At 57.6% G+C, this 14407-nt stretch carries 10 protein-coding genes; 2 read left to right on the forward strand and 8 right to left on the reverse strand.

Annotated elements, in window-relative coordinates:
- Positions 1 to 7 precede the first annotated feature (7 nt).
- The 5 genes from ORG26_RS15320 to ORG26_RS15340 all read right to left on the reverse strand — a co-directional run bounded on the left by ORG26_RS15320 (position 8) and on the right by ORG26_RS15340 (position 6740).
- On the reverse strand, positions 8 to 1162 hold the full coding sequence (locus tag ORG26_RS15320; protein ID WP_407704800.1) for a Gfo/Idh/MocA family protein: 1155 nt from the start codon (positions 1160 to 1162) through the stop codon (positions 8 to 10).
- A gap of 82 nt (positions 1163 to 1244) precedes the next feature.
- Positions 1245 to 1826 (reverse strand): acyltransferase, encoded by a 582-nt coding sequence (locus ORG26_RS15325; protein WP_266363238.1) that lies wholly within the window; start codon positions 1824 to 1826, stop codon positions 1245 to 1247.
- Between the two features lie 80 nt (positions 1827 to 1906).
- Entirely contained in the window at positions 1907 to 3049 is a 1143-nt protein-coding gene (locus tag ORG26_RS15330) for a DegT/DnrJ/EryC1/StrS family aminotransferase (protein ID WP_266363240.1), read from the reverse strand.
- A 25-nt stretch (positions 3050 to 3074) separates the two neighbouring features.
- A complete protein-coding gene (locus tag ORG26_RS15335) occupies positions 3075 to 5432 on the reverse strand; it encodes a GumC family protein (protein ID WP_266363242.1) in 2358 nt (785 codons plus the stop codon).
- Between the two features lie 540 nt (positions 5433 to 5972).
- The gene (locus ORG26_RS15340) at positions 5973 to 6740 is read right to left on the reverse strand and encodes a polysaccharide biosynthesis/export family protein (protein ID WP_266363244.1); all 768 of its coding nucleotides are present in this window, start codon (positions 6738 to 6740) and stop codon (positions 5973 to 5975) included.
- A 422-nt stretch (positions 6741 to 7162) separates the two neighbouring features.
- On the opposite strand from ORG26_RS15340, the gene ORG26_RS15345 reads away from it, so the two are divergent.
- Positions 7163 to 7501: a hypothetical protein gene (locus ORG26_RS15345; RefSeq protein WP_266363246.1), complete on the forward strand. Its 339-nt coding sequence runs from the start codon at positions 7163 to 7165 to the stop codon at positions 7499 to 7501.
- 127 nt (positions 7502 to 7628) lie between these two features.
- Positions 7629 to 8711, forward strand: coding sequence for a hypothetical protein (locus ORG26_RS15350; protein WP_266363248.1), 1083 nt, complete (start codon positions 7629 to 7631; stop codon positions 8709 to 8711).
- On the opposite strand, the gene ORG26_RS15355 is transcribed toward ORG26_RS15350, so the two are convergent.
- The 3 genes from ORG26_RS15355 to ORG26_RS15365 form a co-directional block, all read right to left on the reverse strand.
- A complete protein-coding gene (locus tag ORG26_RS15355) occupies positions 8708 to 9181 on the reverse strand; it encodes a nitrate reductase associated protein (RefSeq protein ID WP_266363250.1) in 474 nt (157 codons plus the stop codon). The genes ORG26_RS15350 and ORG26_RS15355 overlap by 4 nt on opposite strands.
- A 107-nt stretch (positions 9182 to 9288) precedes the next feature.
- Positions 9289 to 10731 carry a rubredoxin gene (locus tag ORG26_RS15360; protein WP_266363252.1) on the reverse strand — a complete coding sequence of 481 codons (1443 nt, stop codon included), beginning with the start codon at positions 10729 to 10731 and terminating at the stop codon, positions 9289 to 9291.
- 75 nt (positions 10732 to 10806) lie between these two features.
- The gene (locus ORG26_RS15365) at positions 10807 to 14379 is read right to left on the reverse strand and encodes a molybdopterin-dependent oxidoreductase (RefSeq protein WP_266363254.1); all 3573 of its coding nucleotides are present in this window, start codon (positions 14377 to 14379) and stop codon (positions 10807 to 10809) included.
- Positions 14380 to 14407 lie beyond the last annotated feature (28 nt).

Below are 14407 nucleotides of genomic sequence, written 5' to 3' on the forward strand. Positions count from 1 at the left end.
TTGGGTCTTAGTAGGAATGAACCCGCTGTCCGTTGGCTGAGCCGTTGGGAGCAAGGGGGTACAGTTCGCGGTGCACCACCTGCGGCCGACCGATTGGCCGGGAATCCTGTCCCGCCGGTGCCTGCCCGGCCGGCTGGTCGTTCTGGGCGGCTTTGTAAATCCGTTCGATGATGTCCACCACTTTGAGCCCTTCCATGGCGTTGGTGGTGATGGCGCCCCGTCCGCGCAGTACGTCCACCACGTTGGCGACCACGAAGTTATGGTTCATGGCCGAGCCTTTGTACGCGCCGTAGTCGTTGCCGGGGTTGGTCGGCGGCAGTTCCGGCATGGTGTAATTGCGGACATGGCAGTATTCGACCTTGTCCATGTACTGTCCGCCCACTTTCAGGCTGCCGTTTTCGGCGATGACCGTAATGCTGCTTTCGAGGTTGCTGTTCCAGACCGAAGTCGAGAAATTCATGCAGCCCATCCCGCCGTTGAGAAACTGGAACGACACCACGCCGCTGTCCTCAAAATCGGTCAGGTGCTGGTGGTTGAAGTCCATCAGGCGCGCCTGGATGTTGGTGATGTCGCCAAACAGCCAGTACATGATGTCGATGAAATGGGAGAACTGGGTGTAGAGCGTCCCGCCGTCGAGGTCGCGCTGTCCGTGCCAGCTGCCGGTGGTGTAGTACCGTTCGTCGCGGTTCCAGTAGCAGTTGAGCTGAACGAGGTAAATCTGCCCCAGGGCGCCGGATTCCACGAGGTCTTTGAGCCAGACGGAAGGCGGCGAATACCGGTTCTGCATCACGGCGAACACGTCCCGGCGTTTGCTCAGGGCTTTGTATAGCACCTGTTCGGCATCCTGCCGGCGCAGGGCGATGGGCTTCTCGATCACGACGTGCTTGTTGGCATCGAGCGCCCGCAGCGCCTGTTCGGCATGCAGGCCGTTGGGCGTGGCAATCGTGACCACGTCGAGGTTGAGATTGGCCGCCAGCAGGTCGTCGAGCGAGCGGAAGAACGGCACGTCGTACTTGTCGATATTCAGGTCACGGCGATTCTTTACGTCAACCAGTCCAACGAGTTCCGTTTCGGGATGCTGCTGAATCATTTCGGCATGACGTTTTCCAATATGACCGCAGCCAACTACGGCAAACCGGATTAACTTTTCTGAATAGTTCATTTTACAGTTAAAAAGAGGGGTCGCCCCCGGACAGAGTACTTTTTCATGAGTGTCAGGGGTTTCCTGACGGTATTGGGCAGGTTCAGCTGATGCGCCGGACCTGGTTTTGTTCAAGCTGGTATTCCTGGCCGGTTTCGGGGCAGGTGGCCCGTCCTTCGGCATTAAACTGCAGGCGGTGGCCGTATTCACTTACCCAGCCGGTCTGCCGGGCCGGATTACCTACCACCAGGGCATAGGCCGGTACGGGTCTGGTCACGACGGCCCCGGCCCCGATGAGCGCAAACGCCCCGATCGGGTTGCCGCAAACGATGGTCGCGTTGGCGCCGATGGAAGCGCCCCGGCCGACGGGCGTAGAGGTGTACTGGTCCCGGCGATTGACCGCCGAACGGGGATTGATGACGTTGGTAAACACCATCGACGGGCCCAGAAACACATCATCCTCGCAGGTGACGCCGGTATAAATCGACACGTTGTTCTGCACTTTCACGTTCCGCCCGAGCACGACGTTCGGCGACACGACCACGTTCTGGCCAATGTTGCAGTCCTCCCCGAGCACGCAGCCCGGCATGAGGTGCGAAAAGTGCCAGATCCGCGTTCCCGCACCGATTTCACAGCCTTCGTCCACGACAGCGGTAGGGTGGATATAGGTAGTTTTGGTTGTCATAAGCGCCTGGCTGAAGGATTGAAAGGTTGAATGACTGATAGGTTGATTTGACTCAGTCATTTTATCATTCAACCTATCAATCATTCAGCATTAAAGAACTCGATTACTTTTGCGGCAATGTATTCCTGCTCCGCTTCGTCCATTTCGGTATGCATGGGCAGCGAGAGCACCTGGCGGCAGAGGGCTTCCGAAACGGGGAAAGACCCCGCCGGATACTCGTCGCGGCGGTAGGCGGGCTGCTGGTGCATGGCCATCGGGTAATAGACCATCGCCGGAATGCCCGCCTGTTGCAAATGACTTTTCAGCGCGTCGCGCTGGTCGCCTTCTACTTTGAGGGTGTACTGGTGAAAAACGTGCGTCGAAGCGGCCGCCCGGACCGGAATCCGAAGGCCGGGCACGTTGCCCAGCCATTCGTCGTAGCGGGCGGCGGCTTCCTGCCGACGGCGGCTGAAATCCGGCAGATGCGGCAGCTTAACGCTCAGAACGGCCGCCTGAAGGGTATCGAGCCGCGAATTGACCCCCACCCGTTCGTGAATGTACTTCTGCCGCTGGCCGTGGTTGGCGACAATGCGCAGGCGTTCTCCCAACCCGGTATCGTTGGTCATGAGCGCCCCGCCGTCGCCGTAGCAGCCGAGGTTTTTCGACGGAAAAAAAGACGTACAGCCAATGTCGCCGATGGTGCCCGCCATCCGCTCCGTGCCGTCGGCAAAACGGTAGATACTGCCGATGGCCTGGGCGGTGTCTTCAATGATCGCAAGGCCGTTGGCGCTGGCCAGATGCAGCAGCGGCTCCATGTCGGCGCACTGGCCAAAAAGGTGAACGGGGACAATCGCTTTGGTCCGGGGTGTCAGCACGGCCTGCACGTTTTCGGCCGTGAGGTTAAACGTATCCGGGTCCACATCGGCCCAGACGGGCGTCAGACCCAGCAGGGCAATCACTTCGGCCGTGGCCACGTACGTAAACGCCGGGACAATCACTTCGTCGCCGGGTTTCAGATCCAGCGCCATCATGGCGAGTTGCAGGGCATCCGTGCCGTTGGCGCAGGTGACGACCCGTTCCACATCCAGAAAAGCGGCCAGATCCTGCTGAAACTGCCGGACAAACGAGCCGTTGATGAAGTCGCCGTTCAGCAGAACCTGCTGCATGGCTTCGTCAATATCGGTTTTCAGGCGGAGATACTGGGTTTTCAGATCTACCATCTGAATGGGGGCTTGCGTAATCATATCGGTACGGATCAGGTAGGACGGCCTAATTCAAGGCGTTTTTCAAAGTCGGATTTTGTAAAAGACGTTTCAGCACGCCGGGCTGCTCACGGGCCTGCGGGCTGTAATAGGCATTATGCTGGTAGGCCGATTTGGCGTCTCCGCCGTTCAGGACCAGGGCCAGTTTTCGCAGGCGCTGTTCCCGATATAGCGTCTCGACCTTGCGAAGCGCTTCTTTGGGCGTCAGTTTGTAACGAACCATGTACAGCGCGGCGTCGGTATGGCTGGCGATGATCTGGGCGTCGGTGACCAGCCCGATCGGCGGGGCATCCACCAGGATAAAGGCAAACAGTTCGCGCAGTTTGACAAACAGCTCATCCAGACGGCTGCTGGTGAGCAGTTCCGAAGGATTTGGCGGCGTCATGCCGCAGGGAATTACCCACAGGTACGGAATGTCGGCCACCGGCTGCAGAATGTCTTCCAGCTCGGCCTCGCCGGTCAGGTAGTTGCTCAGCCCGACCGAATTCGCCAGTTTCAACTGCGTGTGCAGGGTCGGTTTCCGCAGGTCCATGTCGATCAGGACCGTCGGGCGGCTGATGAGCGCCAGGCTGGCGGCCAGGTTCAGCGAGACAAACGACTTGCCTTCCCCGCTGACGCTGGAGGTCAGCAGCAGCGACAGACTGTCGTTGCCCGACCGCAGGAACTGGAGATTTGTCCGCAGCGCCCGAATCTGCTCCGCCGCCACCGACCGGTCGCCCTCCCGGACAATGATCGGATTTTTGAACCGGGCTTCCGAAATCTCGCCAATGACGGGCACCTGCACAGCTTCGTCCACATCCGAGCGCTGCGCGACGCGGTTGTTCAGCAGATCCCGGAGGGTGATGGCAACCATCGGCACGATCAGCCCCAGCGTACTGAAAAGCAGCAGGATCAGGGAGGCAATGGGCTTGATGGGCGTGGCGTCGCTCCGGGCCAGATCGATGGTCCGGGTGTCGGCCATCGTCGAGGCGTACGACAGCGAAGTTTCCTCCCGTTTTTGCAGCAGATAGGTATACAGGCCGTTTTTGATGGACTGCTGGCGCGTGATGTTCATCAGTTCGCGTTCCTTGTTGGGGACGCTCCGCACCATGCCTTCGTGCCGGGCGTTGCGCGTCAGCAGTTCCTGCCGGGTGCCTTCGAGGCTTTCGCGCAGGTTGCCGAGCGTCTGCCGGATGTTCTGCTTCGTCAGCGCAATCTGCTCGTTGACGCCCTTCACAAACGGGTGCTGTTCGGACGTCGTTTTCAGAAGGTCGTTGCGCTTCAGTTCCAGTTCGCTGGCGCGGCTGATGAGTCCTACCAGCGTGGGGTCGTTCATGCCCAGGGAGGCCGGCACCATGCCCGGATTGGTCGTCTTTGCCCGGACATACCGTTCCACATCGTTCAGGGCACCAAGCTGAATATCGACCTGGCTGAGCTGGCTATCGTTGGCCTGCACCCGCTGAAGCAGGGTCTGGGCCTCGGCGCTCATGTCGGTAATGCCGTTGGCTGATTTGTATTTTTCGATATTGTTCTCGATTTCCGCCAGGTCTTTGGAGACCAGCGCAAGGCGGGCTTCGATAAACTGCATGGTTTTGTTGACCACCCGGTTTTTGTCTTCCACTTCGGCGGCCGTGTATTCCTTGATGAGCCGGTTGAGCAGGTCTTCGCCTTTGGTCGGAACGGGGTCGTCCAGCGTCAGCAGCAGCACGGTGGAGGATTTGCTGCTGGGCTCGACCTTAAGGCTGCGCGAGTACACGAGCGTCGCCTGCCGCAGCGGCATGGTTTTGACAATCAGGGGTTCCGCTGCGGCTTCCAGCGGTTTGGGGGCCTCGATGCGCAGACGGCCGTAGGGCGTTTGCAGTACCTGGTTGACCGGATAGGTCTGGTTGCCGAGGCGGACCGTCCCGGCGCTCACCGGCTGCAGGGTCAGGTCTGTTTTGTACAGTCCGGGCAGCGGGTCGATCAGTTGCAGGCGGAACGGCAGTTCGTCGTACACTTCCCGGGGACCAAACAGGGCTTTGTGGTAATAACGGACCTGGAGGCCGAGGCTTTCGACGGCCTTCTGCATCAGGGTGTGCGACTTCAGGATTTCAATTTCGTTCTCCACCACCCGGCTGGGTTTGAAAAGGTCCATCTCCTTCAGCGCGTTGGTCTCCGAAATGCCTTTTTGCTGGTCTTTCACGAGCAGAGAGGCCGTGATGCGGTAAAGAGGCTCTACTGATTTCAGATAAAGAAAACCCAGACCCGCAAAGACGAACAGGCTCAGGACAAACCATTTCCAGTTACGCAGATAGCGCATCACGAAACTCTGGAGATCGGACGTGACGTACTCTTCCTTCGTGTAAGCGGGTGTCGTTGTGTATGTGTGGGAGGTTGTTGCCTTCATACCCATTGAGGTACTCTTGGTGATTAATTAAAGCCTTTCGAAAAGTGATGCCACAGCAATTCCAGCGTTTCGTCGGGACGTCGAACGGCAGGGCATTTTTTCTTAATTCTCAGAAATTCAATTGCACAGGGCGTTGCCTGAAAGTGCAACACCTGAAAGACGTTGAGTACACGCGACCAGTAGAAGGCGCGCGATCGTTTGCCATGATAAACAGAACTTTACGGATAAGTCAGCTACCGACGATCTACTCAGGAGCAACAAGATTAACCGGAAATAATCTTATATGCTTTATTGATCATGAATTGATTGCAGAACACCGCATTGATTCTGATGTTTTTTAGACAGGATAATGTTCAAAAGGTAACAGCTCTGGTTTGATTAAATAAAAAAAAGTGGCATCGCCGGATGCCACTTCGTTGTAAATCAATCAGTTGTTTTCGAGAGAAGAGTTACTGTTGCTCGCGAAATTTAACGTTCAAAGCCAGTCAGGCGGGTCGGCCGGTAACCTTTTCCCGGTCGTTTTACCGCTCCATGCCGGAATCAGAACCCGCCGCCCCGGATGATAATCGCCAGCAGGGAAAGCGCGCTGAGCGTCGTCGGCAGGAAAAGCAGCCAGCGGTCTGTAGAGGCGACCCGCGTCTTTCCGGGCTGCACGTACACCACGTCGTTGGGATGCAGGTAATAAAACGGGGACTGAAACACATCCCGACGGGTCAGATTGAGGCGGGCAAATTCGCGGCGCCCGGCCGTCTCGCGGATAATCAGTACGTTGTCGCGCCGGCCGAAAATGGTCACGTCACCGGCGAGGCTGAGCGCTTCCGGAAGCGTAATCTGCTCGTTGGGAATGACAAAAACCGAGGGGCGGCCCACCTCGCCCAGTACCGAAATCTTGAAATTCAGAAACCGCACATTGACGGTCGGCTCTTTCAGAAACGCTTTCAGCTTTTCCCGGATGATCTCCCGCGCCTGCAGGGTCGTCTGCCCCGCCAGTTTTACTTTGCCCACCAGCGGAATTTCCACGTTGCCTTCCTCATCGACGAGGTAGCCGATTCCGGCGGGAATCTGGCCCGGCTGCGTCGGGGTCGTGATCTGCCGCTCGGCCTCGCCGTACGGGTTGAACATCCGGCTGGCTTCGGGATTGATGCTGTTGATGTAAATCGAAAGCAGGTCCGCCTGCTGAATCACCGGCACGTACCGATTGGAAATGGCCATGCCCGCCCCCGGCAGACTCGATCCGGACTGGAAATAGGCAATGTCGCGGGAGGAAGTGCAGGAGGCCAGCAGGCCGCCCAGCAGAACAGCGAGCAAGCGGATGATCGGTTTACGGAAACTGGGTGGAGTAAACGTATGCATTGGTTATTAGAAATCAGGTCAGTGGTAGCAGCCGGTAAACCTGTGAATCAGAGCAATAGTGATACCATACTGCACGGAAGATTGGCAAGGCAGCATGAATATAGGATCAGTTGATGCAAAATTCGGTGAAAAACCGGTTTTCCCAAAACAGAAGGCCAATTCCTTTGTTATTTGGATGGATACCGGGCTGCCGTCGAAAGGGTCCAATGTCCAATAATTCGCTTCGGAAGGGATCATTTTCTGTAAAAATAACGGCATTACATATGAAATGTTAATGGTTTAGGTTGAAATGGTTACAGCAATGGGCCGATTTTGCCTGTCTGGTATGGTAGTTGTTTGTTTTTTGAACAATTGAGTATCTCCCTACCCCAAAACATATGCAACTAGTGACAAATACTCCGGCGGCTTTGATCCACCCTCTGGCGACTGCATTTGACCAGTGGAGTCAGCAGGTTCAGGAATTATACAAACTTTACTATGATCTGCTGGTGTTGCGCGACCGCACGACGTGCGCCGATGTCGGCAATGCGGCGGAAGCCGGTCAGAAGCAACTGATGATCATTCTGACCAATGCGCTGGAAGACCTCAAGAATGCGCCGCCGGCTGCGGACCAGGAGGCGCTGGGTGAGTTTCTGGCCGGGCATTTCCGGACCATGAAGAAAGTAAGCGAACAGGTAAGGGCCATTCTGGACCAGGAAGCGTCCGTAACCACCTGAACGGGAAGCGATAAGAATATACAGAGGCTCTGCCCGCCCGTTTGCGTTCGACGGGTCGGCAGGGCACTTTTTTTGTAAAACCCGTCGAAGGTGGGAGCGGGTGGAGGCCGGGTTGTATATTTGTTGTATGAAAGAGTGCTCGATTTACTATCCGGGATTCCTGCCGTGCCTGAACTGGACAAAAGCTTCGCTGCTGTACAATGACGAACTGCTTTCGGTATTCCCTACCGACGAGTATCTGACGCAGCTGCTGGAAGGAGAAGAACCGGAAGCAACCGAAAACCGGCAGCAGAAAAACTATTTCAAACGCGCTGAGGCCATCCGGTTTCTGTACGAAAATGAGCTGTTTACGCCCATCGTAGCCAAATCGTTTATCAATAAGGAGTTGAAAAAAGAGCTGGGAAAGGAGTATCGACGGCTCGAAAAAGGGTTTAAAAAGGACGGTTCCAGCGCCTTGCTGCCTCAGCTTTTCGACCGCTTTTCACCCCCGGTTCTGCAAAGCGTTCCCCTCTCCGCCGCGTATGAGACGTCCTTCTTCGACTACGTTTATGCCATCAATCGCCTTGAAAAGCCGGAGGTTGCCTACGAAGTGGAGCACAATGACCTGATCGACCAGAGCGTCTGGTTCCTGACCCGGCTGGTGCGCGAGGACTTCATGCTGAAGGGCAAACACATCACCCCCGGCACCTGCAATGCCGCTTTTCAGGACTTTCTGTTTCAGGCGCAGGCCCGGCCGACGGATGCCGTTACGCTGATTTTCGACACCTGTTTTCCGGTTCCGCAGGCCAATACCAATCTGGAGGCGATTCTTGCTTACAAAGAAAAATACAAAGAGCACTTAAACACCGTTCGGCAATACCTGCGCTCGTTTGAATACGATCTCGCAACGGTATTTCAGACCGAAGGTGTCGGCGAATTACTGCTGGAACTGGAAACCAATATTTTTGCCGTTTTGCGCGAAATCAGCCGCAGCCTGAAACGGGAAGGAATCAACATCCAGACGGCGAGTTACCACACGACCCTTTCCATGGAGCGCTCCCCCAACCTGGCGGCCTTCGAGAAGGTAAAACAGATGCACGGCAGCATCGTTTTTTCCGCTCAGGGCACCCGGCGCCGGGCGGTCCGGCTGCTCCGGACCAATGTCGCCGGACTGCCTTCCGATAGCCGGAAGCTGGGCCAGTACACGCTGGGGAGCCTCTTTCTGTTTTAATCCACCAGTCCAAATTCCCGCATGGCGCGCGGCAGATTTTCGCCTCCGTGCCCCGACCGGCTGAGCTTCACCAGCGCAAACCGCTGCAGGACAGGCAGGTCTATCCACTGGCTCAGGCTGACGGGCGGACATTCCCATTCGGCGGCCTTCTCATTGACCTCCGCCGGAACTTCGCTCAGGTTGTCCCACGACGGGTTCAGGCTGGTCAGTTCCGTGGCTCCGTGGCGGCAGCGTTCGGCAATCAGCCGGACGACGGCTTGCCGGTATTCTTCGATCTGATTGGGCGTATGGCAGGGCCGGTTCGCCAGTTCCTGCTTCTCGGCAAGGCTGAAGCGGGCCCATTCCGGCAGTTTGAGCTTGATGCGGACGGCGTCGAGTTTGTACCGGACCACCATCGGAATGCAGCGGAGGGACACGGCAAAGTCGCTCTCAAAGGCGAAAAACGTGGTTTCGATTGCGGCTGTTTTCATATTCTTTGGGTAACCACAGAAATTCACAGAGATGCACGGAGGTTTTTTCTAAAAAAACTCTTTTTAACTCTGTGCCCAACTCGGTGTACCTCTGTGGTTAAACACATTTAGTTAAGTTCAACTTCCAGCAACTTCTCTTTTTCGGTTTCGCAGGTCGGGCAGCACCAGTCGGCGGGCAGGTTCGCAAACGGGACGCCCGCCGGAATGCCGCGCCGGCTGTCGCCGTGACGCTCGTCGTAGATCGTCAGGCAATCCGGACACTGGTGCGCCGTCTGGGCCGCGGCCGGAGTTGCCGTTTCGGCGGGTTCGGGCACTGGCCGGGCCGTTTCCATCACCCGTCGCATGTTGAATTTCCGGCACAGCCGCTCCAGTTGCGCGGGCAGATGAATGCCCAGAATTCCTCTTTCGAACCGGAAATAGGTCCGGCTGTTCGGGTTGAAGTTTTCGGTAAAATACAGATCGTAAACACTGAAGAGCGACAACTGGCCCAACTGCACCAGCGGCCGTTTCCGAATCAGCACCGAGCCGAAGACCTCCGATTTGGGCCGCGTCTGGATGCCGAAACAAAGGCCAAAAGTGCGGGTATCGTGTTGTTCAAAATACTGGACCAGCTTCTTTTTCAGCTTCATCCCCTCGTCGGAATGGTCTTCGGTCTGCCAGGCCAGTTCGGTAGCGGCATGGCGGACGTTGATGTTGTGCTTCCCGAGGACATACGACCAGGCGGAACGGTCTTTTTCCGAAATGCCTTTGATAATGAGCGATTTCCAGGGCGTAAGGCAGATTTCGCCAATCCGGGTTTTGAGGCAGAGCGCGCAGAGGTCGAGCAGAAACGGAATGCTGAACTGCTCGTCGCGGCGGTACAGCCCCAGCCACGTCCGCTGCCCGTAGCGGTTGAAGCCTTCGTAATACGGCAGCGAAAATTCTGGCAGTTCCACCTCCTGCGTAGCGGGCTGGGTGATGTACGTTCGTCCCTGGGATACGGTCCGGTACAGCGTCTCCTCGTCGGTATACCCCGCTTCGAGCATGGCCTCCTCCACATTCCGGGCCAGGCGACCGATGTCGTTGGTATAAATCAGGTCGCGCCAGCGGAAAACGGTGTTCGTCTGTTTCGGGCGGATGTACAGATACCAGAAATGCGGCTCCGGCGAAGCAATGAAATTGAGGTTGCCCGTAAAAAACGGCGTGAAGTTCTGGTTCGAATCCGAAAGATTGACCTTCAGCCGCGGCTGAAAATCGAACTGGTCCAGGATGCTGTGGTACTCGCTTTCGCCCAGCCACGCACCCGTCCGGAACACTTCTTCGCCGCAGTACGAGCTGATAATGTTCGGGTACTGGTCGGTATTGACTTCGTAGCGCAGCCCGATGCCGTCGAGGTCTTTCCGCAGAAACGGCAGATCCTCGTAATGCACGGTCATCAGCAGTTGCTGCCGCGCCCCGAAACGCACCGTCCGGACATGCGCCCCAGCCGCCAGTTTCAGAATCTGCTGCAACGCCCCCGGCGAAACAATGCCCGCGGGAAGGTTGAATTTGAGGGTGTAGTAATCGCGCATTTTTAATAGCGAACTAGTGAATTGGCGAATAGCGAATAGACTTCGCTTAGTGAAGAGTCAGAGCTAGAGCGGAGCTTATTCGCTATTCGCCAATTCACTATTCACTATCAGGCTATTTGCCATTTCCAGAATACTCCTCACCTCCGGCCGACACGAGCCGCAGCCGGTGCCGGCGCCGGTGGTCTTGCAGAGTTCTTTGAAGTCCGTGCAGCCCGCCTGGATGGCCCGTTCGAGGTTGCCGCGCCCGACGTTGTTGCACGAACAGACGAGCTTGCCCATCACCGGGTCCACTTTCTTGCTCGCCCGGAGCAGTTGCAGGCGTTTTTCCGACAGTTCAAGGCCGTTGGCGATGAGTTCGCGGAATTCCTGAAACTCGTTCTTATCGCCCACCAGAATGGCTCCGACCAGCTTGTCGCGGTACACAATGCACTTTTTGTAATACCGTTTGGCCTTATCCGTAAAGATAATTTCCTCGTAACCCGGCTCCCCGGCGGGCGCTTCGGCCATGCCGATGCTGCACAAATGCAGTCCTTCCATTTTCAGGATGTTCATCGACAGGCTGCCTTTGTAGGGCTGCGACACGTCGCCCGTGATGAAGCGGGCGGCCACTTCGGCCTGCTGCTCGGCGGCGAGCGTGATGCCCCACATCTGCCCGCGCCACTGGGCGATTTCTCCGGCGGCGAAAATGTCCGGGTCCGACGTTTGCAGGTAATCGTTCACGACCACGCCCCGGTTCAGGTCCAGACCGGCTTCGCGGGCCAGTTCGGTATTCGGCACGGTGCCAATCGCCATCACGACCACCTGACAGGCCAGCGTCCGGCCGGATTTCAGCTTCACGCCCTCTACCCGGTCGGTGCCCTGGAAGGTCATCACTTCTTCGTTGAAGAAAATGTCGATGCCGCGGTCGGTCAGTTCCTGGTACAGCAGTTCGCCCGCCAGCGGGTCGAGTTGCCGTTCCATGAGTCGGCTGACACGCTGAATGACCGACACCCGCACGCCGATATGCCGCAGCGACGAGGCCAGTTCCAGCCCCAGCAGACCGCCGCCGACGATGACCGCATGCGGGTTTTCCGTTTGCAGAAACGGCATCAGCGAATCCGCATCCAGGCGCGAACGCATATTGAAAATTCCCGACAACCGGGGCACGCCTTTCGGCATGAACGCCCGGCTGCCCGTTCCCAGCAGCAGTTTATCGTAATGATGCTCGGCCCCTTCACTATCGATGACCACCTTGTTTTTGCGGTCGATATGCTCGATGCCGACGCCCTTGTGCACCACGATGCGGGCGTCGGCAAACTGGTCCTCGCGGAGTTTGACCAGCTGTTCCCACGACTGCGCTCCGCTGATGTAGTCGGGCAGCAGCACGCGGTTGTAGAACGGGTAGATTTCTTTGGAAAAGACGTGAATTTCGTCTTCTGAATTTAGGTTGCGATACGCGTTGATGAAGCCCAGTCCCGCCGAACCGGCCCCGATGAGGATGATTTTCTCGGCGGGTTTGCGGTACAGCGTCACCTCTACGGCCGAAAACTTGAAGTCCGGTTCTTTGGAACGCGGGTCGATGAGGGCACTGGTGAGGTTGTTGGCCCGGTTCAGGGTCGAGTCGAGCATTTTGCCCCAGTGCATCGGCAGAAAACACAGCCCCGGCCGCACGTCGTCGGTCAGCTGCGCCTTCACGCGCACGAGGCCCCGGCGGCTGCGCACTTCGACCAGTTGTCCGTCGGCAATGCCGCGCTGCCGGGCATCGTCGGGGTGAATTTGCAGAAACGGCTGCGGTGTGTGCTGGTTCAGTTTTGCCACGCGACCGGTCTTGGTCATCGTATGCCACTGATCCCGGACGCGACCCGTGGTCAGAACCAGCGGAAAATCCTCGCTTGTCGGCTCCGACTCGTTCCCGTCCGGCACCGCATGAATCTGCGCCCGCCCATTGGCCGTGTAGAACTGCCCGTCCGTGAAGAGTCGTTTCGTTCCAGCCTCCTGTCTCTTGTCTCCTGTCTCTTGTCTCTTGTCTCCTGTCTTCGAAAACGGCCATTGAATGCTCCGTTTCGCCTTGAGCAGATCGTAATTCACGCCGGTCATGTCCACGTTGGTTCCTTCCGAAATGCGGACGTATTCGTCGTAGACTTCAGCGGCTGAGGTGTATTGGAACGCTTCGCCGAAGCCCATTTTCTGGGCGAAACGCCAGATGATTTCGGCATCGGGCAGGGCTTCACCGGGCGCGTCGAGGGCTTTGGGAAGGTACGTAATCCGGCGTTCGGCGTTGGTCATGGTGCCTTCCTTTTCCAGCCAGGCGGCGGCGGGCAGCACCACATCGGCAAACGGCACGGTGTCGGCGCGGTTCGAAATGTCCTGCACGACCACGAAACGGCCGTTCGTCAGCGCCTGTTCGACCGCGTTTACATCCGGCATGCTCACCATCGGATTCGTGTTGATGATCCAGATCGCCTTCAGCTTGTCGTTGGCCATAGCCTGAAACAACTCCGTGGCGGTCAGGCCGGGTTTGGGTGCAATCGACACCGGCGAACCCCAGAACGCTTCCATTTCGGCGCGGTGGGCGGCGTTGGTCACGTCGCGGTGGGCCGGAAGGCCGTTGGCGAGTCCGCCGACTTCGCGGCCGCCCATCGCGTTGGGCTGGCCCGTCAGCGAAAACGGCCCGTTGCCGGGTTTGCCGATGCGGCCCGTAATGAGGTGTAAGTTGATGAGGGCTAAATTCTTGTTGACGCCGATGACCGACTGGTTGAGACCCATCGTCCACAGCGACAGAAAGCCTTTCGAGCGGCCAATCCATTCGGCGGCTTCTTCGATGCCCGCTTCCGAAACGCCGCAAATGTCGGCGGCTTCGGCGACGGTGCGTTGCCTGACGGCTTCACGGTAGGCCGTAAATCCGTCCGTGTGATTGTCAATAAATGTCTGGTCAATATACCCCCGCTCGATCAGCACCCGGCCGATGGCGTGGTTCAGCACAATGTCCGTACCGGGCCGGATGGGCAGGTGCAGGTCGGCCGAGCGGGCCGTATCCGTTTTGCGCGGGTCGACGCAGATGATTTTGACGTGCGGATTGGCCGCTTTGTGCGCTTCGATGCGCCGCCACAGAATCGGGTGGCACCAGGCGGGATTGGCTCCCTGCACGTAAAATACGTCGGCCTCTTCAATGTCGTCGTAACAGACCGGCACGGAGTCTTCGCCCAGCGTCAGTTTGTAGCCCATCACGGCCGAACTCATACAGAGCCGGGAGTTGGTATCGATGTTATTCGAGCCGATAAAGCCCTTAATCAGCTTGTTAACGAGGTAATATTCTTCCGTAAGGCATTGCCCCGACACATAAAAACCCACCGAATCCGGCCCGAACTTTTTGATGAAGGTCCGGAACACCGCCGCCGTCCGTTCCAGGGCTTCGTCCCAGCTCACGCGTTGCAGGGGCATCGAGCGGTTGGGGCGCATCTGCGGGTACAGCAGCCGGTCCGACCCATCCATCACGGTGTAGTGCAGGTTCATGCCTTTCGAGCACAACATGCCCCGGTTGACCGGATGATCGGGATCGCCTTCGACGCGTAACTGCCCGGCCGAATCGCCGGACCGCCGCTCCTGATGAACCAGCACGCCACAGCCGACGCCGCAGTAGCAACAGGTGGTTTTGATGGGTTGAGTCATGGGACTAAAGGGGGTTATTTCGCGGAGT

The sequence above is a fragment of the Tellurirhabdus rosea genome (genome assembly GCF_026278345.1).
In the GTDB taxonomy this organism is placed as follows: Bacteria; Bacteroidota; Bacteroidia; order Cytophagales; family Spirosomataceae; genus Tellurirhabdus; species Tellurirhabdus rosea.

What these genes read in the sequence shown, in the direction of transcription:
- ORG26_RS15320 (WP_407704800.1), bottom strand. Translation starts at nt 1,162, where the DNA reads ATGAACTATTCAGAAAAGTTAATCCGGTTTGCCGTAGTTGGCTGCGGT.
- ORG26_RS15325 (WP_266363238.1), bottom strand. Translation starts at nt 1,826, where the DNA reads ATGACAACCAAAACTACCTATATCCACCCTACCGCTGTCGTGGACGAA.
- ORG26_RS15330 (WP_266363240.1), bottom strand. Translation starts at nt 3,049, where the DNA reads ATGATTACGCAAGCCCCCATTCAGATGGTAGATCTGAAAACCCAGTAT.
- ORG26_RS15335 (WP_266363242.1), bottom strand. Translation starts at nt 5,432, where the DNA reads ATGAAGGCAACAACCTCCCACACATACACAACGACACCCGCTTACACG.
- ORG26_RS15345 (WP_266363246.1), top strand. Translation starts at nt 7,163, where the DNA reads ATGCAACTAGTGACAAATACTCCGGCGGCTTTGATCCACCCTCTGGCG.
- ORG26_RS15350 (WP_266363248.1), top strand. Translation starts at nt 7,629, where the DNA reads ATGAAAGAGTGCTCGATTTACTATCCGGGATTCCTGCCGTGCCTGAAC.
- ORG26_RS15355 (WP_266363250.1), bottom strand. Translation starts at nt 9,181, where the DNA reads ATGAAAACAGCCGCAATCGAAACCACGTTTTTCGCCTTTGAGAGCGAC.
- ORG26_RS15360 (WP_266363252.1), bottom strand. Translation starts at nt 10,731, where the DNA reads ATGCGCGATTACTACACCCTCAAATTCAACCTTCCCGCGGGCATTGTT.
- ORG26_RS15365 (WP_266363254.1), bottom strand. Translation starts at nt 14,379, where the DNA reads ATGACTCAACCCATCAAAACCACCTGTTGCTACTGCGGCGTCGGCTGT.